The organism is Biostraticola tofi (assembly GCF_004343195.1).
GTDB lineage: Bacteria > Pseudomonadota > Gammaproteobacteria > Enterobacterales > Enterobacteriaceae > Biostraticola > Biostraticola tofi.
On sequence record NZ_SMCR01000010.1, the window covers coordinates 20841 to 39058 of the forward strand.

Here is an 18218-nt window from a genome sequence, read left to right on the forward strand (position 1 = left end):
TGAGACATTAGTGCAGCCGGCTACGGCGGCATGCTGCTGCTGGGCATTTCACGCTAAAAAGCCCGCCAGCATCCGCCGACGCCCTCGGGTGGTCAGTCGTTTGCCGGTTGCCGATTGGGCAGGTATGCTTATCACTGCAACGGCGCTGCGGCTGACCACCGGTAAAGCCAGCCGCCGCCGACCCTTCTGACAATTATCGGGACTTGCTATGTCGTCAAAACCGATCGTTTTTATGTCATCGCCTTTATTTCCTGAAGCACGGGAACTGCTGGCTGAGCATTTCACCCTGCACATCGGCGCAGGCAGCAACAGCGCCGAAAACCAGCGACAGCTTCAGCAACAGACCGATGCAGTAGCCGCGATCATTACCTTATCCGATCGCTATGACCAAAAGGCTATCGCAGCGCTACCCTCATCGCTCAGAGCGCTGGCGACCTATTCGGTCGGCACTGATCATATCGACCTGGCGGCAGCGCAAGCACGAAATCTGGTGGTCCTGAGCACCCCCGATGTTCTGACCGAGTCCTGCGCCGATACTGCCCTACTGCTGATGCTGGGCGCCGCTCGCCGCGCCTGGGAGGGCCTCAAGCTGGTCAAAGGCGGTCAATGGACCGGCTGGGCGCCAGATCAGCTGCTGGGCAAGGATGTATGGGGCCAGCGCCTGGGCATTTTCGGCATGGGTCGCATCGGCCAGGCCATTGCCCGCCGTGCAAGGGGCTTCGGCATGCAGTTGCATTATCATAACCGTAGGCAACTGCCCGCTGCTAAGGAACAGGGTGCCCATTATCACCACACCCTGGCTGAACTGGCAGCGCAGAGCGACTTTTTCTGTATTGCCTGTCCACCTTCAGCCGCCACTCGGGGAATTATCAGCAGCGACATTCTACAGATGCTGCCGCCAGGTGCGGTGGTAGTCAATATTGCCCGAGGGGACATGGTGGATGACCCGGCCCTGCTCGCAGCGCTAAAAAACGGCAAGGTCGCCGCGGCCGGATTGGACGTATTTGCCGGCGAGCCGGCTGTTCATCCTGACTGGAAAACATTGGATAACGTATTTACCCTGCCCCACCTGGGGAGCGCTACTCTTGCTACCCGGCTGAGTATGGCCGCACTGCTGCGCGATGGATTATTAACAGTGCTCGCTGAGACCAGGCCAAAATGATAAGCCAGGGTTTCTATCCGACGTTGAACTCACTACGGTCTAAAGGTGGATTTTGATGCCGGTCTGCTGATGGCCCGGCAGCCAAAATCATTCATTATCGGCGTACGGTTTATGTATGGCTTTCGTTTGACAGGGCCGGTGCGAATTGGCGCCAGCCGGCTACCGCCGTCAATATTAATTGGTCTGAATATGCTCGGAACGCTGCTGTTCGTGCTGTTGGGCTATTTTGTCGGCGGCCTGGTTGAACCACTGCTCCATAGCCTGGACCAACATATCAAATATCTGTTTCCCGCTCTTGCTACAGTGGCCATCATCTGGCTAATACGGCGTCTGCTATTGCATTTTAGTCAGCCTAAGCACTGATACCTATCTGCAACGCCAAGGGGCGGCGCGCCTATGCCGGGCAAGGCATAAACTTGGTTACTTTTTTGCTTAAGATTAGCGGCAATAAGATAGAACGTAATGATATTGGGAGCACATGTTATAGGGGTGCTAGCTTTTATGTCACTTCAATCTTATTTGCTCTAAGGAATCGGCTATGTCTGAACGCGGATGTTGTCGCGCACCCCATTTTGTTCTTCTTCGACATTTAATTGAAATGGTTAATGGAGCACATCATGAGCGACACGGGCAAAACATCATTACCCTTGCTTGATCTTTCTCGCCTCGAAGGCGGCCCGGCACAGCGCCAGGCTTTCCTGACTGAACTGCGCCTGGCGGCGCGCGATATCGGTTTTTTTTACCTGACCGGCCACGGTATTGACCCACAGTTACTCGATCATGTGAGCCATCTCTCGCATGCTTTCTTTGCCCTGCCTGATGAACAAAAACAGGCGGTGGCAATGGTCAAATCTCCCCATTTTCGCGGTTACAACCGGGCCGCATCAGAATTAACCCGCGGCCAGCCTGACTGGCGAGAGCAGTTTGATCTCGGCGCTGAGCGCCAGCCATTGCCTCAAACCGCTGGATCCCCCGGCTGGAGTCGTCTGCAAGGACCCAATCAATGGCCTGAAGCCTTGCCTGAACTCAAGCCCGCGCTGCTTCTGTGGCAGCAGGAAATGACCAACATGTCGCTGCGCCTGCTGCGGGCCTTTGCCGAATCATTGTCACTGCCGGTGCACGCATTCGATACCCTGTATGGCGACAGACCAAACGAACATATCAAGCTTATACGCTATCCAGGACAGGATGCGACGATGGGCACTCAGGGTGTCGGCGCTCATAAGGACTCAGGCTTTCTCAGTTTCCTGCTGCAGGATCGCCAAAAAGGACTGCAGGTGGAAGCCGAACCTGGCAAATGGATTGATGCCGTTCCAATCCCGGGCACATTTGTGGTGAATATCGGTGAGCTGCTGGAGCTGGCGACCAATGGTTACCTGCGCGCCACGGTACATCGAGTTGAAACGCCGCCGGCCGGCCGTGAACGATTATCTATCGCTTTCTTCCTTGGGGCCCGGCTGGATGCCGTGGTGCCGGTATATGATTTGCCACCCGCACTGGCGGCACAGGCCCGTGGGCCGGCAAGTGATCCGCGAAACCCGCTGCTGCGCGATGTCGGATGGAATTATCTCAAAGGCCGCCTGCGTTCACATCCTGATGTGGCGCAGCGCTATTACCCCGATATTCTGCAAAGGCAGACCGAGACCCTTACCGTCAATTAAAAGGAATTCAGACCATGATAAAGAATGCCGTTTCCCGTTTGGCAGGGGTAGCGTTTGCCCTTTCAATGGCTTTTTCTGCCCAGGCCGCTGATACATTGCGCGTTGCCGCTGATCCGGTTCCCCATGCCGAGATCCTTAATTACATTAAAACCTTCGATCCTAGCCTGAAACTGGATGTAGTCGAACTGACCAGCGGCGTTAACGCCAATGAACTGCTGGCTCATGGCGATGTGGACGCAAACTATTTCCAGCATGTGCCTTATCTGCGTGACCAGGAAAAATCCCTCGGCCAAACTTTCGTCGTTGCCGCAACAGTGCACATCGAGCCTCTGGGTATTTATTCCTCCAAGCATAAGTCTCTCGCTGACCTGCCGGAAAATGGCAAGGTGGCGGTACCCAATAACGTGACCAATTTGAGTCGTGCGCTGTATCTGTTGCAAAGCAAGGGACTGATTAAACTTAAAGACGGTTTTAAAGACCCGGCAACTCACCAGGCTACCCCGCAAGATATCGCCGAGAATCCACGCAAGCTGAAGATTATCGAGATTGAAGCTCCCCAACTGCCTCGTTCGCTCGACGATGTGGATCTGGCGGTCATTAACGGCAATTATGCCTTGGAAGCCGACCTGAACCCGGCGAAAGATGCGCTTGGACTGGAGAGTGCCGACCATAACCCCTATGCCAATATCCTGGTGACATCCAAAAAACTGGCTGATGATCCGCGGATCAAAAAACTGGCCCAGGATCTGCAGTCACCTGAAGTGGCGGCCTTTATCAAGGAAAAATACCAGGGCGCAGTGATTCCGGTACAGGGCGGTAAATAATGATCCAGATTGACCGGCTTGGAAAAACCTATCCGGGCAATCCGCATCCGGCGCTGCACGAGATATCCCTTACCATCGAAGATGGCGCGGTCTACGGCATCCTGGGACGCAGCGGGGCTGGCAAGAGTTCGCTTATCCGCTGCCTTAATCTGCTGGAACGGCCGACCAGCGGCAGGATCATTATCGATGGGCGGGATATTACGGCGCTTAATGCCCAGGATCTGCGTCGCCAGCGCCAGCGCACCGGCATGATTTTTCAGCAATTCAATCTGCTGCACGCCCGAAACGTGGCGGAGAATGTAGCGGTACCGCTGGAAATCGCCGGTGTCGGACGAAGCGAGCGTGCAGGCCGGGTAGCGGAATTGTTGGATCTGGTGGGGCTCGGCGATAAATCTCGGGCCTTTCCTTCACAACTGTCAGGCGGACAGAAGCAGCGGGTCGGCATTGCGCGCGCATTGGCTGCCCGGCCAGCATACCTGCTGTGCGACGAAGCCACCAGTGCGCTTGATCCGGAAACCACCGCTTCAGTGTTGGCGCTGCTGGATAATATTCATAGCCAGTTGGGCTTGACTATCGTGCTTATCACCCACGAGCTGGAGGTGGTAAAGGCGATATGCAGTCATGCCGCCCTGCTCGAAAACGGGCGCCTAATGGAAAGCGGTAAGCTGTCATCACTGCTGCTCGATCCAGCTTCACGTCTTGGGCAGGCGTTGTTGCCTGATCAGGAAGTGGAGCGGGCGTTTCTGCGCCGTCATGGTATTGAAGGGAGGCTTTTGTGCGAAGTAGCATGAATTGGGACACCCTATGGCCGCTGATGCTCAATGCCACGCTCGAAACGCTGTACATGGTGGTGCTGGCCACCCTGTTTACCGTAATCATTGGTTTGCCGCTGGGTACGCTGCTGTTTATCAGCCGCCGTGACGGCATATTGCCGCTGCCCCGCCTGCATGCCTTGTTGGCTACGCTGGTCAATATCGGACGATCGCTGCCGTTCGTGGTGTTACTGGTGGCACTTATTCCATTTACACGCCTTATTATCGGTACCACCCTGGGCAGTACCGCCGCGATTGTGCCCATTACTATCGGTGCCTTTCCGTTTTTTGCCCGGGTGGTTGAGGCCGCACTTGATGAAGTCGATACAGGCAGAATCGAGGCAATTGTCTCCATGGGCGGCTCGGTTCGGCATGTCATCGGTAAAGTGCTGCTGCCGGAAGCGCTACCGGCAATACTGGCCGGCATTACGCTCACCATGGTGATGCTTATCGGTTTTTCCTCCATGGCCGGCGTGATTGGCGGCGGCGGCTTGGGGGACTTAGCCATTCGCTACGGCTACCAGCGCTTTAACAATCAGGTGATGGTTGCTACGGTGGTCGTGTTGATAGTCATGGTCCAGGGCGTGCAGTCTACCGGCAATGCCTTGGTAAGAGCCCTTGCGCATCGCCGCTAGCCGCATTTATCATTCAGCCAAGGAGGTGATGATGAAGAAGATTGAGCCTTTGATGACCGCGTCCATCCGGGCAGTAAACGGTCATTATCGCCGGCTCATTCGCTGCAGCTACTGGAATGAACTGTGCGATTAGATCGGATTGATGTATTTCTTTGCCTCTGTTCTGACCAGGTGCAGAATCCGCTGTTTGATGTCTGCATAACCTGGTGACTGGGCCAGGGTTTCGATATCTCTGCTCTGGCCAAAGGGCAACACCACTTCATCAACAATTTTTCCCGGGCGCGCAGACATTATTAATATTCTGTCCGCCAGGAAAAGCGCTTCCTCAACATCGTGCGTCACAAACAATACTGTGGTACCGGTACTGAGCCAGGCATCGCGCAGCAACTCCTGCATCATTATACGAGTCTGGGCATCCAGCGCGCCAAACGGCTCATCCATCAGCAGGATGTCGGGATTGGGCAGCCAGGCGCGTGCCAGAGCCACTCGCTGTTTCATACCGCCAGACAATTGCCAGGGAAAATGCTGTTCAAATCCGGCCAACCCTACCCTTTCCAGCCACTCCCTTGCCATTCGAGCCGCTTCAGGCCTTGGTACGCCCGCCATGCGCGGCCCGAAAGTGACATTATCCAGTACCGTCAGCCAGGGAAATAGCGTCGGCTGCTGAAACACCATGCCGCGTGATGGCCCTGGTCCGGAGACTGGCCGGTCATTACACGAAATCGTGCCGCTGTCGGGAGGAACAAAGCCCGCCACCAGATTGAGAATGGTCGATTTACCACAGCCCGACGGCCCTAGCAGCACGACGAACTCTCCATGGGAAAGCGTCAGCGAAACCTGGTCCAGCACGGTCAGTGGAGCGGTTTTACCGGCGAATTTTAGCGTCACATCCGAGACGTTGATATGCCCACTCATGCATCCCTCCCGGCCCAGGGAACCAGGGCCTTTTGTAATCCAACCAATAACAAGTCGAGCAAATAGCCGATCCCGCCAAGCAGCAAAATCCCCAGCATGACGATATCGGTACGTAGATAGGAGCTGGCATTAATGACCATCCAGCCCAGTCCAGAGGTGGCGGCAACCATTTCTGCGGCAATCAGGGAGGTCCAGCCGACGCCAATAGACAAGCGCACGGTGGTGAACAATTCCGGCAAAGTATCCGGCAGCACCACACGCAGGAAGATTTGTCCGGGCGTGGCCCCCAGGGTTTGCGCTACCCGGATTCTGGTCCGGCCGATACGCGCTACCGCCGCTGTTGCACCCACGACCACGCTCAAAAAGGTAGCGATAAATATCAGAAAAAACTTCGATGACTCGCCGATACCCAGCCAGACTACCGCCAAGGGTATCAGCGCAATTTTAGGCAGCGGGCGCAGGAACTGTACAAATGGGTTGAGTACTGCCGCCACCGGCGGTGAAAGTCCCATCAACAATCCCAGCGGCACGCCGGTAATGATGGCCGCGCTGAAGGCAGCCAATGCCCGGGAAAGACTGACGGCGATATGCTCCCATAGTGGAACCTGGCGGTAGCCATCGCGCATCAGTTCGGCGGTGGTTTCACCAATTTCCGCCAGCGTGGGCAGCAGCAGCGGATCAACCCATTGACGTTCACCGGCAACAAACCAGACCCCGAAAAACAGCGCCACCGAAGTGGCGCTTATCATTACCTGATAAAAAGTACGCATAACCGATTATTGCTCCGCTGCCTGCCGTGCAAAGTCGGCATTGATAGCCTCTTTCCAGGAAGCTGGAATATCACGTTTACGCACTTCGCCAATATCAGACAGGAACGCGGCGGTTTTGGCAGCGGCTTTGCCGATACCACTGTTGTCGGTATCATTGCCGTCACCCAGCCAGGCCTGGCTGGCCTGTTCTTTCAGCGAAGGATACTCAAGCCCACCCAGCGTATTGGTCGCTGTCGTCACCGGAGCACCCACTTCGCGGGCCACCGTAGCAGCGGCTTTTTGTGGGTCCCGGCGAAATTCATCCACTTTTTTCTGGTGCACTCGCAGGAATTCGGTCACAACCTGCGGATATTGCTGGGCAAAGGCCTTGCGCACGACATAGTTGTTATAGATTAAGTAACCGTCTTTCTGCAGTTCTTTGGTGGCAAACACCTGGTGACCGCCGGACGCTTCGAGTTCCTGGGCGAAAGGTGCCCAGACATAACCGGCATCAATATCGCCGCGTTTCCAGGCGGCAACCATTTCCGCCGGGCGCAACGGGATAAGCTTTATTTGGCTGCGATCAAGTTTATGGACGGTTATTGCCGCTTCCAGCGCGTACTGAGCCGTTGAATTGGGGGGATAGGCCACACGCTTACCTTCGAGGCCTTTGAGGCTATCAATGCCGTCTTTGCCAATAAGCCGCTCATAACTGGCAATCACCCCCGATACGCCAATTATCTCTACCGGCAACTTACGCACAATACCGGCTACCGCCGGGCTGGATCCGAAGTTGGCGATATCAATCGCATCACTGGCGAAGTAACTCAGGGCGTCCGCCCCGGAAGCAAACTGTACCCATTTGACCGGTGTACCCAACGCTTTTTCAAGCGAACCGTCCGCCTTCGCCAGCACTAGCACCTGAGAACCACCGCTAAAAGCCACACGGACTTCAGGCGGTAGCTGGGGAGCAGCCCAGACGGTATGAACGGTAAAAAGTAGCGCGGATACTGCCAACGTTAAACCCCGTATTGCCGACATGTTTTTTCCTTATAACGATAATTAAATTATTTATATGGATGTATAACTGATGGTTATTATACGGGGAGTTATTTCTCTCGGTTAGTCATTATACTGATAAGCTAAGACCTGCAATGGCAATCGGCTTTAAGCATTTTTATCGCTAATAATAGTATTTTTTAATGGTTTATTTGCTTACGGGCCGCTCGGTACAGTGACGAAATATCCATTTACGTTTGCTGCCGGAGCTTTGCCCCATGTTCTCGTTTTCTCGCCTGATGTTAACCCTTTCACTGCCGCTGGTAACACTTGGCATTACTCCTCTTCTGGCACAGGCTGCAGACTTTCCGACGAAGCCGGTAAAGATCGTGGTGCCCGTTTCTGCCGGCGGCAGCGCCGATAAACTGACCCGCATTCTGGCCGATAAACTGAGCGCTAAATGGGGCCAGTCGGTGGTGGTGGAAAACGTCCCTGGCGCCAGTGGCACCATTGGCGCCGCACGGGTTGCCAAAGCAAAACCTGACGGTTATACCCTGCTGCAGACCGGCGAAGCGCTGACCTTGAACGCGCTGTTGATAAAGACATTACCCTATGATTCGGCAACGGCTTTCCAACCAGTGATCAAGGCAGTAGTGAACCCGCAGATCTTGGTGGTTAACCCTAAGCTGGGCATTGACACCTTCGCTCAGTACATTGCCGTAAGCAAAAACCAACCCGGCAGCATCAGCCTGGGATTGCCCACCAGCGGCGGTATCGCCCAAATTGCCCATGAAATCCTAAATCGCCAGACAGGCGGTAGCGTGAACTTTATCCCCTATCCCGGCGGCGGCCCCGCTGCAGTCGATGTGATTGCGGGCCATACCAATGCCACGCTGATTACTCTCGCGGCGGTGACCGAATATGTTAAAAGCGGGCAATTAAAGGCGCTGGCGGTGACCACCCCTTATCGCTCTGACGCCCTGCCCGAAGTACCGACCATGGCCGAGTCAGGGGCGCCCGGTTTCAGCGTTGAAAGCTGGCAGGGCTATCTGGCGCCGGCAGGCACTCCTGCAGCGGTGGTCAATAAACTGAATCAGGACTTGGTGGCGGTACTGAAAGATCCCGACGTCAAGGCTCACCTGGAGACGCTGGGTTACGGCGTCGCCGCCAGCACGCCTGAGCAGTTGGCCACCACCCTGAGTGAAGATCATCAGCGTTATGGCAAGATCATCAGCGAGGCTGGAATCAGCATCCAGTAAAGCAATCTGTCATCATCTGCGACAATTTGGAGTTCGGATGGTCAATCAAAGTATTTCCACATCCTCTGCGGCCGCAGGTCAAAACCTGAGGATTCGACATCAGCGGGACTTCTGGTCTGGCAGCCTGTTTACCCTGGCGGGGGTAGGCTTTGCCGTCCTTTCCGGCGAATATCATATCGGCGCCGCTGCCAGAATGGGTCCCGGCTTTTTTCCACTGTGCCTGGGCATTCTGCTGGCGATTTTCGGCCTGGTGGTACTGCTGTCCTCACTGTCGCCGACGGCCGAACAGACCCGACTGCCTTACTGGCAACCGAGCAAGCTGGTGCTAGTTCTTGGCAGTTGTGCCCTGTTCTCACTGCTGCTTGAACCGGCGGGATTAGTGATATCTCTGCTGGTTCTGGTGTTTACCTCTTCCCGCGCCAGTCGCCAGGGGCGGTTAACCGGCACGCTTATCAATGCGGCAGTGCTGATTGCCCTGACCCTGTCGCTGTTTATCTGGGGGCTGGAACTGACCATTCCGGTCTGGCCGCACTTTATCACCCTCTAAGGCCCACCTATGGAACTGTATCACCATTTACTGCTGGGATTCAGTGCGGCGGTAACCTGGCAGAATCTGGGGTACTGTCTGCTTGGCTGTACGCTTGGCACACTGGTCGGCGTATTACCCGGCCTGGGGCCGGTCGCCGCCATTGCCATGTTGCTGCCAGCGACCTATGCTCTCCCGCCGGATGCGGCGCTTATCATGCTGGCCGGGATTTACTATGGCGCTCAATATGGCGGTTCAACTACTGCCATCCTGCTTAACATTCCCGGCGAGTCCGCTTCGGTAGTGACGACCTTGGATGGCCATCAGATGGCACGACAGGGCCGGGCGGGCGTGGCGCTGGCGACCTCGGCGATAGGATCTTTCTTTGCCGGTTGTGTCGCCACACTTGTCCTGGCGGCCTTTGCCATTCCCTTGACCGAACTGGCGTTCCGGTTCGGGCCGGCCGAATATTTTTCGCTGATGTTACTGGGATTGGTCGGCGCAGTTGTCCTGGCGTCTGGTTCACTGCCCAAAGCGCTGGCGATGATTGTGCTGGGCCTGCTGCTGGGCCTGGTCGGCACCGATGTCAACTCCGGAGTAGCGCGGTTCACTTTCGGATCGATGGAGTTATCTGACGGGCTGAGTTTCGTCGCACTGGCGATGGGCATTTTTGGCTTTGCCGAAATCATCCGTAACCTTGAGCAACGCAAGCGTCCAGCCAAAGTAAGCCGCATTTCTTCCCTCTGGCCGGACCGGAATGATTTCAAGCGGATGCGCCCGGCCATTTATCGCGGTACTCTGCTGGGATCGCTGTTAGGTCTGTTACCGGGAGGCGGTGCTACGCTTGCCTCTTTTTCCGCCTATGCGCTGGAAAAGAAAATCAGCCGGCACCGATCCGAATTCGGTCACGGGGCCATAGAAGGTGTCGCCGGACCCGAAGCGGCAAACAATGCCGCGGCCCAGACCTCGTTCATTCCACTGCTGACGTTGGGTATCCCTTCCAATGCCGTTATGGCGCTGATGATAGGCGCGATGATGATTCATGATATTCAGCCCGGACCTCAGGTGATGACCCATAATCCATCACTGTTTTGGGGGCTGTTGGCCTCTATGTGGATAGGCAATGTGATGCTGGTTGTCCTGAACCTGCCGCTGGTAGGTATCTGGGCCAGTCTTCTGCGGGTTCCCTATCACTATCTTTATCCAGCCATTCTGGTGTTCTGCTGTATTGGCGTGTATTCGGTTCAGAACTCGGTATTCGAAGTCTGGCAGGCGGTGGCTTTTGGCTTGCTGGGTTATGTGCTGTTAAAGCTCGATTGTGAACCCGCCCCGCTGCTGATGGGCTTTGTGCTCGGCCCGATGATGGAAGAGTATTTCCGTCGGGCATTGCTGCTGTCGCACGGAGAGTTCAGCACTTTTGTCACTCGCCCGCTGTCGCTTTCATTGCTTATCATGGCGGGACTTTTGCTGCTGATGGTCGCTATGCCCGCCATTCGTCGTGGCCGGGAAGATGCATTTCGCGAACCTTGAGACCCGGTTAAATATCACTTTACATCTGGCAACGGCGAGTGTTTGCGCCTAAGCATTGATTGGCATTCCGTGAGGTCATATGAGTAGATTTATCAGTGCCGGAGCGCTCAAAGCAGCCCTGCACGCCCAGACAGAAATCGCTCTGCTGGATATTCGGGAAGACGGACAATTTGGCGCTGGCCATTTGCTGCTGGCCACCCCATTGCCGTTTAGTCGGCTGGAGCTGGATGTGGCTGCGCTACTGCCCAATCAGCAGGTACCGATAGTTATCTATGGTGATGATGACGCGACGGCTTCGCGCGCGGCTGATTGCCTGGCAGAAGCTGGCTACCTCCGGGTGTCGCTGTTATCAGGCGGCATCCAGGCCTGGATCGACGCTGGCTACGGCATTTTCGCCGGAGTGAATGTCCCCTCCAAAGCCTTTGGCGAACAGGTTGAATCAAGCCGCCATACGCCACATGTCAGCGCTGCACAATTGTCGGAGTGGCAGCAGCAGCAGCGCCCCCTGGTGCTACTGGATGGACGCACCCTTGCTGAACATCAAAAAATGTCGATACCCGGCTCAGTCGGCTGCCCTAATGGAGAGCTGGTACTGCGCTGGCGTAAACTGGTACCTGATTCGCAGACACCGATTGTGGTGCACTGCGCCGGTCGCACCCGCAGCATTATCGGTGCTCAGACCCTTATTGACCTGGGCATTCCTAATCCCATATACGCCCTGGAGGATGGAACTCAAGGCTGGTTTCTGGCGGGCTTTCGGCTGATGAACGGCAATCGGGATGCCTTTCCGCACGCCCTGTCTGACCATGATTATCAAGCGGCCCGGAATGACAGTTATCAGGCTGCCCCCTCAGTACCAACGGTTTCAGTTAGCCAAGCCAGCTCATGGCTTCATGACCGCCAACGAACTACCTATATTTTTGATATCAGGACCGAGGAAGAATTTAGCGCCGGCACGCTTCTCGGCGCGCGCCACGCGCCGGGGGGGCAGTTGATCCAGGCGACCGACGCCTGGATTGCCGTCAGGCAGGGTCGCATCATACTGCTTGATGAAGATGACGGCCGAGCCCGGGTGATTGCCGGCTGGCTGCAGCTGATGGGTTATCAAGCCTGGGTGCTTGATACGCCGGTGACGGGTGCCGCCGGCAGCCAGAATTGGCCTGCACCAATAACGCTCAATCTCCCGTTGATTGCCACCCTCGGCGCTAAGACCGTGGCAGAGCTTGTCCGTCAGCAACGGGTTTTAGTGGTGGATTTGCGAGCCAGTCAGGAATTTAACCTCGGCACATTGCCCGATGCCATATGGAGCCGCCGTCCATTGATTCAGCAACATGTAAACGAACTCGTGCTCCAAAAACGGTATCAACAGCTCATACTTGTCGCCGACTCTATGCCGATTGCCGCTCTTGCTGCCAGTGAACTGGACGAATTGCCGATTACCATCGCTGCCCTTGAGGGGGGAGTGGAGGCCTGGCAGCAGGCCGGGCTGCCTCTGGTTGCGCCCAGGAACCCGCTAAAGGATGAGCAGCGAATCGACTTTCTGTTTTTTACCGCAGGCCGGCATGATGGTGACGCCCAAGCAGCGCGCCACTATCTTTCATGGGAAAAAGCGTTGCTGGCTCAGATGGATGAGCAGGAACGGGCGACCATCAGCGGTCGACTGACGCAAAAAAGCTAGACAGCGCAGGCATTTCATCTCTATGCTCTTGGTGGCCATCATAAGATGCTACCGCCTTCGGAGGTTAACACCTTCAGGCCTTCACGCATAAAGCGTCCCGCACCCGGAGCGTTCTTCACAGAAGCGGGTTTTTCATTCCACTGCCGACAAGGCCTGTATGACTCCTCTCACTTACCTGCAGGGATACCCGGAACATATCCTGCTTAAAGTCCAGCGGTTAATCGAACAGCAGCGGTTGGCGGAATTGCTGACCCAGCGTTACCCTAACAGCCACGGTGTAACCAGTGACAAGGCGCTTTACCAGTACACCCTGGAATTGAAGAATCGCTATCTTCGTCATGCCCCGCCGATCAATAAAGTCGCCTGGGACGGAAAAATTCAGGTATTGAAACATGCCCTTGGGCTGCACACCGCGATATCCCGCATACAGGGCAACAAGCTTAAAGCCAAGGCTGAGATTCGCGTTGCCACCGTATTCAAGGCCGGCCCTGAAGATTTTCTGCGCATGATCGTGGTGCATGAACTGGCCCATTTGAAAGAGAAGCAACATGATAAAGCCTTCTATCAACTTTGCTGCCATATGGAGCCGCGCTATCATCAGTTAGAATTTGATACCCGACTATGGCTCGTTCAGAAAGCGCTGACAGCACAGGAATGTCCTTAACCCAGGCATCAGCCTTTGGACTCGTTTCATTTCCTCGGTGCGACAGAATCCAATTGGAAGAAAATTATGGTGACCCTAAAGTGGCTGATCCTTGGCTTTATCATTGTGCTGCTGCTGTGCTTTGCCCAGAGCGTCTCTCAGGCAATGAAAAAGGGTGAGGCGCTGACCGGTCAGCACTGGTCCAACGCCCGTCGTGATTCAGCCCGTTTAGCGCCTGATCCAAGAAAGTTTGCCGATACCGCTATTGTGCAGGTATATGCCGCCCCAACATTTGGCTGGCGCGGGCTGGTAGCGGTCCACCCCTGGATCATCTTCAAAATGCCAGGTGAAACCCGTTATCACCGCTATGAGGTGGTCAGTTGGGGCAGCGATGAGGTCGTTCGTCATAACTATGCGATTGCTGATGGTTTCTGGTTCGGTGCCCAGCCCAGGCTGCTGGTCGAACATCATGGCGCCAAAGCCGCAGCCATGATACCTCGTATCAAAGATGCCATTAAAAGTTACCCTTATCCCCACAGTTATCGCGCCTGGCCTGGTCCGAACAGCAACACCTTTATTGCCCATATAGGAAAAGAAGTGCCTGAACTCAAGCTGGATCTGCCCGCTAATGCAATTGGTAAGGATTACCGTTCATTATTGCACCCGGTGGGCGTTCCTCCCTCAGGTAAGGGTCTGCAGGTCTCATTCCTAGGGGTGCTGGCATTGACTCTGGGTGTAGAAGAAGGGGTTGAAATCAATATTCTGGGATTTAATCTGGGGATAGACATCAAATCCCCCGGATTGCGCCTGCCGTTTATTGGTCGCCTGGGGGGCAACATAACAGACAAGTCTAATTAACCCGATAGCAATGGTTTTTTATTTCATCATGGACATACTCATATATTCAAAACTATCTATTCGGCTAATTGGGCGTCAGAGACTATGGCACAACCGTTCGATAATCCGCTGGGGCTGGACGGGTTCGAATTTATTGAATTCGTCACGCATGATCCGATCGGACTCGCCACAACGTTCCGTGGATTGGGCTTCACCCATGTTGCACATCATAATTCAAAAGATATGGATTTATTCCGTCAAGGGAACATTAATTTCATCATTAACAACGATAAGTGCAGCCATAGCAGTTATTTTTATGCTGAACATGGCCCAGGCCCTTGCGGCTTTGCTTTCAAAGTCAAAAATGCTTTGCGTGCCTATCGCCGTGCGTTGGAGGCAGGCGCTCAACCGGTAGAGGTTCTTACCCATCCAATGGAAGTTAAAATGCCCGCCATTAGGGCGGTCGGCGGCGCAACGCTGTACTTTATCGAAGATATCAATGCCGACACTGAATTTTACGACATCAACTTTCGCTGGCTGGAGGGTGTAGAGCACCATCCGACCGGTTATGGTTTCCGCCAAATTGATCATATTACCCACAATGTTTATCAAGGGCGAATAGACTATTGGGCCAGATTTTATCAACGTATTTTCAATTTTCGTGAATTGCGCTCGTTTAACATAAATGGAAATTACACAGCATTACGTTCCAAAGCTATGACCGCGCCAGACGGTAAAATTCATATTCCGTTAAATGAAGAAGCGGATGGTGGGAATGGTCAGATAAATGAATATCTGAAAGAATTTAACGGTGAAGGCATTCAACATATCGCTTTACTGACCGATTCTCTTGTCCAGTCACTCGACAAGCTGCGAGCTGCCGGTATCCCTATGATGACCGCCCCCAATGAAAGCTACTACCAGATGCTTGAAAGCCGTTTACCGGAACACGGAATGGCCCCTGAAGTGCTCAAATCGCGCGGGATTTTAGTTGATGGCGATACAAAAGGCAGTGTTAAGAGGCTACTGCTACAGATTTTCTCCAATACATTGATAGGGCCAGTTTTTTTTGAATTTATTGAGCGCAGAGGTGAGCATGGCTTTGGTGAGGGCAACTTCAAAGCTTTATTCGATTCCATCGAGCGAGATCAAATACTGCGTGGCCTGATTCAGACCCAGCCTGAGCGGCAGCATACGGTCGATGAGTCTAACAGTGGCGTTGAGCACAAGGCCGAATCGCCCCGCGCAGATGACGCGGAGCGGTGAGACCCGCTGCGGGCATCCTCTTTTACTATTATGGCCCGCGCGTCCCTTTCAGCTCTATCGGTATACCAGTCCACCGTCGATAAGCGGTGCCTGACCAGTCATATAATCAGAATCCGGTCCGGACAGGTAGGAAACGAAAGATGCCACATCGTCGGGCGTCTCGGCGCGGCCCAACGCTATTCCACCGACATATTTATCGTAGGTTTCCCCTAGAGGTGCGCCGGTCTCTTCAGACATTCGCTTATCAATGTCCACCCACATATCGGTACCCACCACTCCCGGGCAATAAGCATTTACGGTGATACCTGCGCTTGCCAGCTCTTTAGCCGCCGCCTGGGTCAACGCCCGCACAGCAAATTTAGTGGCGGAATAAATGCCCAGCAGAGCAAATCCTTCATGGCCAGCTATAGAACAGGCATTGACTATTTTCCCTTTTTGCTGGCGCTGTTTAAATTTCTCCGCCGCGGCCTGGATGCCCCAAAGCGTGCCCTGCAGGTTGATTTTAAAAATGCGATCGACTTCTTCGGGCGTCACCTTCAGGATCGAATTGACCTGACTAATGCCAGCGTTGTTAATAATAATATCGAAACCGCCTAGCTCCTTTTCGGCAAAATCCACCGCAGCGAATACCTGTTCCCGCTGGCTGATATCCGCTTTGAACGTCACCACTTTACGTCCCAGTGCTTTGATTTCTTCGGCCACTGCCGCAATCTTGTCATTCTTGACATCAACTAAGGCAAGATCGGCTCCATCTTTAGCGAGACGAAGAGCAATTGCACGACCGATACCCTGACCTGCGCCAGTAACTAAAGCAACTTTACCTGCTAGAGACATACTTCCTCCATGTAGACTTAGTAAGTGCGTTTACTGTTATGCACCTAATGAAATCTAAATCCAAGTTTTTACAGGAAAAAAGTACGAAAAATCATGGCAAAATGTTACGGTAGCCGTTAAAAAAAAGCGGGAGAAAAGCTATTTACGCGAGTTGTCTAACTGCTCATGCTTGGCCTGGACAGCCTGTTCATTCTTGCGAGCAGCTTCCTTAGCCTGCTCAGCCATAGCGTCCACATGCTCTTCGCTCAACTGCTCTCCCGCCTCCAGTACTTTTGCCAATCCCTCATCAAGGGTGACGTCTTCAGGTTTATGTTCGGACATGTTTTACTCCTCAGCTTGAGAAATCGCAGCATCAGAGTTCATCATAGCCTTTCGTGACGGCAATAGAATGATTATTCGTGGCAATTCTACTTATTTGCTTCTGCCAAGTGTTGCTGTAAGCCCTTCCACAAGAAATTACCTGAATCACAATAGCCGTGATATAAAATCATAAATTAAACTATAATATTTAAAATAGAAATTATTTATACATTGCTATAAGGATGTTTTAATTCTTGATAAGGGAACGAATATCATTATCATGAAGGCCGGTAAGCAAACTCACTGTAGCATGATCTATGCCTTTAGCCAGCAAGTGCATGGCGATTCTCACCATAGCCTGCCGCTCACCTTTTACTATGCCTTGTTCTATGCCTTGTTCTATGCCTTGTTCTATGCCTTGTTCTATGCCTTGTTCTATGCCTTGTTCCAGTCCCTGCTCCATTCCCTTTTCTATTCCCTGTTTGTACCCCCCCTGATGTCCTTGCTTAATACCCATTTCGAACCCTTGTTTTCGTAAATATTGCGCGACTGTCATTAAATCCTCCTGATGTGCCTGCGTCTTATTAGCGATCTCATTAAGAAGTATCGCCGGAGTTGAAGTATTTCCTCTTTCAAATATATAGTACATGAGACTGCGAAAAAGATCAGCGGGTAATTTCCATCGGTCCACTAAGTCTGCTATCGATATACGTATATCCAGCATATCCCGGGAACGAATATGCTTTTGTACTAGCTCCAGCAAAGCGACCCTTCGATGTGTGAGAATGTCCTTATCGGGTACGGTGGTGATATCGACTAAAGGATAATCTCTAGAATATATGGATTGGGCAAGTGTTGGGTCATAAAAACAGTCTAGCCAGTTCATACTGTAAGGATAAGGGGAGGTTTTACCGTGATAGAATAGTAGAGGTATTACCAACGGTAGTTTATCATTACCCTGTTCTAAATGGCGGTGCATGGCCGCAATGCTATAACGGTGAAGCCGGAATGCCATCAGCTTATCTGGGCTGGACTGGTGCTCAATCAGGCAATATATATAGCCAATGCCTGAACCCGTATTTAGCGAATAAAGCATATCGCTGCAGTATTGTCGCAGTTCACGATCAATAAATGAGCCTGACGTCATGGCTAATGTGTTCAGATTACAATTCACCTTAACGTTCTCTGGCAAATGGATATCCAGAAAGTCCCGGGCAATATCAATATCGCTCATAAAACGCTTGAATAGGGCATCATGAGGGGAAAGCTGATGCAGTGACATAATAGATTATCCGTTGCTGAAAACCAAACCAAATCGATGCAGCAGTTATATCGGGATTTAGTTCTTAATGCATGCGTAATATAAAGCCAAGAATAAACGAAATATTTAATTGCTTATCTAATGTTTTTAACCTTAGTAAGAAATTCGCGTAAAGATCACTTGAACCAAGCACGCTAAGTAAATTTAAAATTGCATTGTCCATCCCATTATTTTGTAATCCCTCCTCCATATTCATTTCAGGTCTTTTTAAACTCTGGACAGGGTGACCAGATTGAGGCTCTGGCAGCAGCATAGCGGCGCAGGGCC

The 18218-nt window shown here is 53.2% G+C and carries 21 protein-coding genes; 14 read left to right on the plus strand and 7 right to left on the minus strand.

Annotated features, from left to right (window positions below):
- The first annotated feature begins 10 nt into the window (after positions 1 to 10).
- The 7 genes from EDC52_RS16490 to EDC52_RS16520 all read left to right on the plus strand — a co-directional run bounded on the left by EDC52_RS16490 (position 11) and on the right by EDC52_RS16520 (position 5094).
- Positions 11 to 190, plus strand: coding sequence for a hypothetical protein (locus tag EDC52_RS16490; RefSeq protein WP_131866856.1), 180 nt, complete (start codon positions 11 to 13; stop codon positions 188 to 190).
- Between the two features lie 18 nt (positions 191 to 208).
- Positions 209 to 1162 carry a 2-hydroxyacid dehydrogenase gene (locus EDC52_RS16495; protein WP_131866858.1) on the plus strand — a complete coding sequence of 318 codons (954 nt, stop codon included), beginning with the start codon at positions 209 to 211 and terminating at the stop codon, positions 1160 to 1162.
- A gap of 45 nt (positions 1163 to 1207) precedes the next feature.
- The gene (locus tag EDC52_RS16500; protein ID WP_131866860.1) at positions 1208 to 1525 is read left to right on the plus strand and encodes an SNARE-associated domain-containing protein; all 318 of its coding nucleotides are present in this window, start codon (positions 1208 to 1210) and stop codon (positions 1523 to 1525) included.
- 254 nt (positions 1526 to 1779) lie between these two features.
- Positions 1780 to 2823: an isopenicillin N synthase family dioxygenase gene (locus EDC52_RS16505; RefSeq protein WP_131866862.1), complete on the plus strand. Its 1044-nt coding sequence runs from the start codon at positions 1780 to 1782 to the stop codon at positions 2821 to 2823.
- A 14-nt stretch (positions 2824 to 2837) separates the two neighbouring features.
- Complete coding sequence (locus EDC52_RS16510; RefSeq protein ID WP_131866864.1) at positions 2838 to 3647, plus strand: MetQ/NlpA family ABC transporter substrate-binding protein; 810 nt, start codon at positions 2838 to 2840, stop codon at positions 3645 to 3647.
- Positions 3647 to 4438, plus strand: a complete 792-nt coding sequence (locus tag EDC52_RS16515; protein WP_131866866.1) for a methionine ABC transporter ATP-binding protein — start codon at positions 3647 to 3649, stop codon at positions 4436 to 4438. Before EDC52_RS16510 ends, EDC52_RS16515 begins: the two co-directional genes overlap by 1 nt.
- On the plus strand, positions 4435 to 5094 hold the full coding sequence (locus tag EDC52_RS16520; RefSeq protein WP_165911746.1) for a methionine ABC transporter permease: 660 nt from the start codon (positions 4435 to 4437) through the stop codon (positions 5092 to 5094). Before EDC52_RS16515 ends, EDC52_RS16520 begins: the two co-directional genes overlap by 4 nt.
- Before the next feature lie 129 nt (positions 5095 to 5223).
- Here the strand turns inward: EDC52_RS16520 and EDC52_RS16525 are convergent, their stop codons facing one another.
- From EDC52_RS16525 to EDC52_RS16535, 3 genes are read right to left on the minus strand one after another with little or no spacing between them, the layout of a single operon-like run.
- Positions 5224 to 6009, minus strand: coding sequence for an ABC transporter ATP-binding protein (locus EDC52_RS16525; protein WP_131866870.1), 786 nt, complete (start codon positions 6007 to 6009; stop codon positions 5224 to 5226).
- Complete coding sequence (locus tag EDC52_RS16530; RefSeq protein WP_131866872.1) at positions 6006 to 6779, minus strand: ABC transporter permease; 774 nt, start codon at positions 6777 to 6779, stop codon at positions 6006 to 6008. Before EDC52_RS16530 ends, EDC52_RS16525 begins: the two co-directional genes overlap by 4 nt.
- 6 nt (positions 6780 to 6785) lie before the next feature.
- Positions 6786 to 7799, minus strand: a complete 1014-nt coding sequence (locus tag EDC52_RS16535; RefSeq protein ID WP_131866874.1) for a taurine ABC transporter substrate-binding protein — start codon at positions 7797 to 7799, stop codon at positions 6786 to 6788.
- A 236-nt stretch (positions 7800 to 8035) separates the two neighbouring features.
- On the opposite strand from EDC52_RS16535, the gene EDC52_RS16540 reads away from it, so the two are divergent.
- The 7 genes from EDC52_RS16540 to hppD all read left to right on the plus strand — a co-directional run bounded on the left by EDC52_RS16540 (position 8036) and on the right by hppD (position 15496).
- Positions 8036 to 9016: a Bug family tripartite tricarboxylate transporter substrate binding protein gene (locus EDC52_RS16540; RefSeq protein WP_131866876.1), complete on the plus strand. Its 981-nt coding sequence runs from the start codon at positions 8036 to 8038 to the stop codon at positions 9014 to 9016.
- Positions 9017 to 9053: 37 nt separating this feature from the next.
- Positions 9054 to 9563, plus strand: coding sequence for a tripartite tricarboxylate transporter TctB family protein (locus EDC52_RS16545; RefSeq protein ID WP_131866878.1), 510 nt, complete (start codon positions 9054 to 9056; stop codon positions 9561 to 9563).
- Positions 9564 to 9572: 9 nt separating this feature from the next.
- Positions 9573 to 11072: a tripartite tricarboxylate transporter permease gene (locus EDC52_RS16550; RefSeq protein ID WP_131866880.1), complete on the plus strand. Its 1500-nt coding sequence runs from the start codon at positions 9573 to 9575 to the stop codon at positions 11070 to 11072.
- Between the two features lie 79 nt (positions 11073 to 11151).
- The gene (locus EDC52_RS16555) at positions 11152 to 12750 is read left to right on the plus strand and encodes a rhodanese-like domain-containing protein (RefSeq protein ID WP_131866882.1); all 1599 of its coding nucleotides are present in this window, start codon (positions 11152 to 11154) and stop codon (positions 12748 to 12750) included.
- A 157-nt stretch (positions 12751 to 12907) separates the two neighbouring features.
- Positions 12908 to 13414 (plus strand): YgjP-like metallopeptidase domain-containing protein, encoded by a 507-nt coding sequence (locus tag EDC52_RS16560; RefSeq protein WP_131866884.1) that lies wholly within the window; start codon positions 12908 to 12910, stop codon positions 13412 to 13414.
- A 66-nt stretch (positions 13415 to 13480) separates the two neighbouring features.
- Complete coding sequence (locus EDC52_RS16565; RefSeq protein WP_131866886.1) at positions 13481 to 14251, plus strand: DUF3750 domain-containing protein; 771 nt, start codon at positions 13481 to 13483, stop codon at positions 14249 to 14251.
- Between the two features lie 84 nt (positions 14252 to 14335).
- Positions 14336 to 15496 carry a 4-hydroxyphenylpyruvate dioxygenase gene (gene hppD, locus EDC52_RS16570; protein ID WP_131866888.1) on the plus strand — a complete coding sequence of 387 codons (1161 nt, stop codon included), beginning with the start codon at positions 14336 to 14338 and terminating at the stop codon, positions 15494 to 15496.
- 54 nt (positions 15497 to 15550) lie between these two features.
- Here the strand turns inward: hppD and EDC52_RS16575 are convergent, their stop codons facing one another.
- The 4 genes from EDC52_RS16575 to EDC52_RS16590 form a co-directional block, all read right to left on the minus strand.
- Entirely contained in the window at positions 15551 to 16330 is a 780-nt protein-coding gene (locus EDC52_RS16575; protein ID WP_131866890.1) for an acetoin reductase, read from the minus strand.
- Between the two features lie 138 nt (positions 16331 to 16468).
- Positions 16469 to 16651, minus strand: a complete 183-nt coding sequence (locus tag EDC52_RS16580; RefSeq protein WP_131866892.1) for a hypothetical protein — start codon at positions 16649 to 16651, stop codon at positions 16469 to 16471.
- Positions 16652 to 16877: 226 nt separating this feature from the next.
- Positions 16878 to 17912 carry an Rpn family recombination-promoting nuclease/putative transposase gene (locus EDC52_RS16585; protein ID WP_131866894.1) on the minus strand — a complete coding sequence of 345 codons (1035 nt, stop codon included), beginning with the start codon at positions 17910 to 17912 and terminating at the stop codon, positions 16878 to 16880.
- Positions 17913 to 17976: 64 nt separating this feature from the next.
- The gene (locus tag EDC52_RS16590; RefSeq protein WP_131866896.1) at positions 17977 to 18204 is read right to left on the minus strand and encodes a hypothetical protein; all 228 of its coding nucleotides are present in this window, start codon (positions 18202 to 18204) and stop codon (positions 17977 to 17979) included.
- Positions 18205 to 18218 lie beyond the last annotated feature (14 nt).

Bases quoted from the DNA above. Each gene is read 5' to 3' on its own strand.
- EDC52_RS16495 (WP_131866858.1), top strand. From the start codon at position 209: ATGTCGTCAAAACCGATCGTTTTTATGTCATCGCCTTTATTTCCTGAA.
- EDC52_RS16505 (WP_131866862.1), top strand. From the start codon at position 1,780: ATGAGCGACACGGGCAAAACATCATTACCCTTGCTTGATCTTTCTCGC.
- EDC52_RS16510 (WP_131866864.1), top strand. From the start codon at position 2,838: ATGATAAAGAATGCCGTTTCCCGTTTGGCAGGGGTAGCGTTTGCCCTT.
- EDC52_RS16515 (WP_131866866.1), top strand. From the start codon at position 3,647: ATGATCCAGATTGACCGGCTTGGAAAAACCTATCCGGGCAATCCGCAT.
- EDC52_RS16520 (WP_165911746.1), top strand. From the start codon at position 4,435: ATGAATTGGGACACCCTATGGCCGCTGATGCTCAATGCCACGCTCGAA.
- EDC52_RS16525 (WP_131866870.1), bottom strand. From the start codon at position 6,009: ATGAGTGGGCATATCAACGTCTCGGATGTGACGCTAAAATTCGCCGGT.
- EDC52_RS16530 (WP_131866872.1), bottom strand. From the start codon at position 6,779: ATGCGTACTTTTTATCAGGTAATGATAAGCGCCACTTCGGTGGCGCTG.
- EDC52_RS16535 (WP_131866874.1), bottom strand. From the start codon at position 7,799: ATGTCGGCAATACGGGGTTTAACGTTGGCAGTATCCGCGCTACTTTTT.
- EDC52_RS16540 (WP_131866876.1), top strand. From the start codon at position 8,036: ATGTTCTCGTTTTCTCGCCTGATGTTAACCCTTTCACTGCCGCTGGTA.
- EDC52_RS16545 (WP_131866878.1), top strand. From the start codon at position 9,054: ATGGTCAATCAAAGTATTTCCACATCCTCTGCGGCCGCAGGTCAAAAC.
- EDC52_RS16550 (WP_131866880.1), top strand. From the start codon at position 9,573: ATGGAACTGTATCACCATTTACTGCTGGGATTCAGTGCGGCGGTAACC.
- EDC52_RS16555 (WP_131866882.1), top strand. From the start codon at position 11,152: ATGAGTAGATTTATCAGTGCCGGAGCGCTCAAAGCAGCCCTGCACGCC.
- EDC52_RS16560 (WP_131866884.1), top strand. From the start codon at position 12,908: ATGACTCCTCTCACTTACCTGCAGGGATACCCGGAACATATCCTGCTT.
- EDC52_RS16565 (WP_131866886.1), top strand. From the start codon at position 13,481: ATGGTGACCCTAAAGTGGCTGATCCTTGGCTTTATCATTGTGCTGCTG.
- hppD (WP_131866888.1), top strand. From the start codon at position 14,336: ATGGCACAACCGTTCGATAATCCGCTGGGGCTGGACGGGTTCGAATTT.
- EDC52_RS16575 (WP_131866890.1), bottom strand. From the start codon at position 16,330: ATGTCTCTAGCAGGTAAAGTTGCTTTAGTTACTGGCGCAGGTCAGGGT.
- EDC52_RS16580 (WP_131866892.1), bottom strand. From the start codon at position 16,651: ATGTCCGAACATAAACCTGAAGACGTCACCCTTGATGAGGGATTGGCA.
- EDC52_RS16585 (WP_131866894.1), bottom strand. From the start codon at position 17,912: ATGTCACTGCATCAGCTTTCCCCTCATGATGCCCTATTCAAGCGTTTT.
- EDC52_RS16590 (WP_131866896.1), bottom strand. From the start codon at position 18,204: ATGCTGCTGCCAGAGCCTCAATCTGGTCACCCTGTCCAGAGTTTAAAA.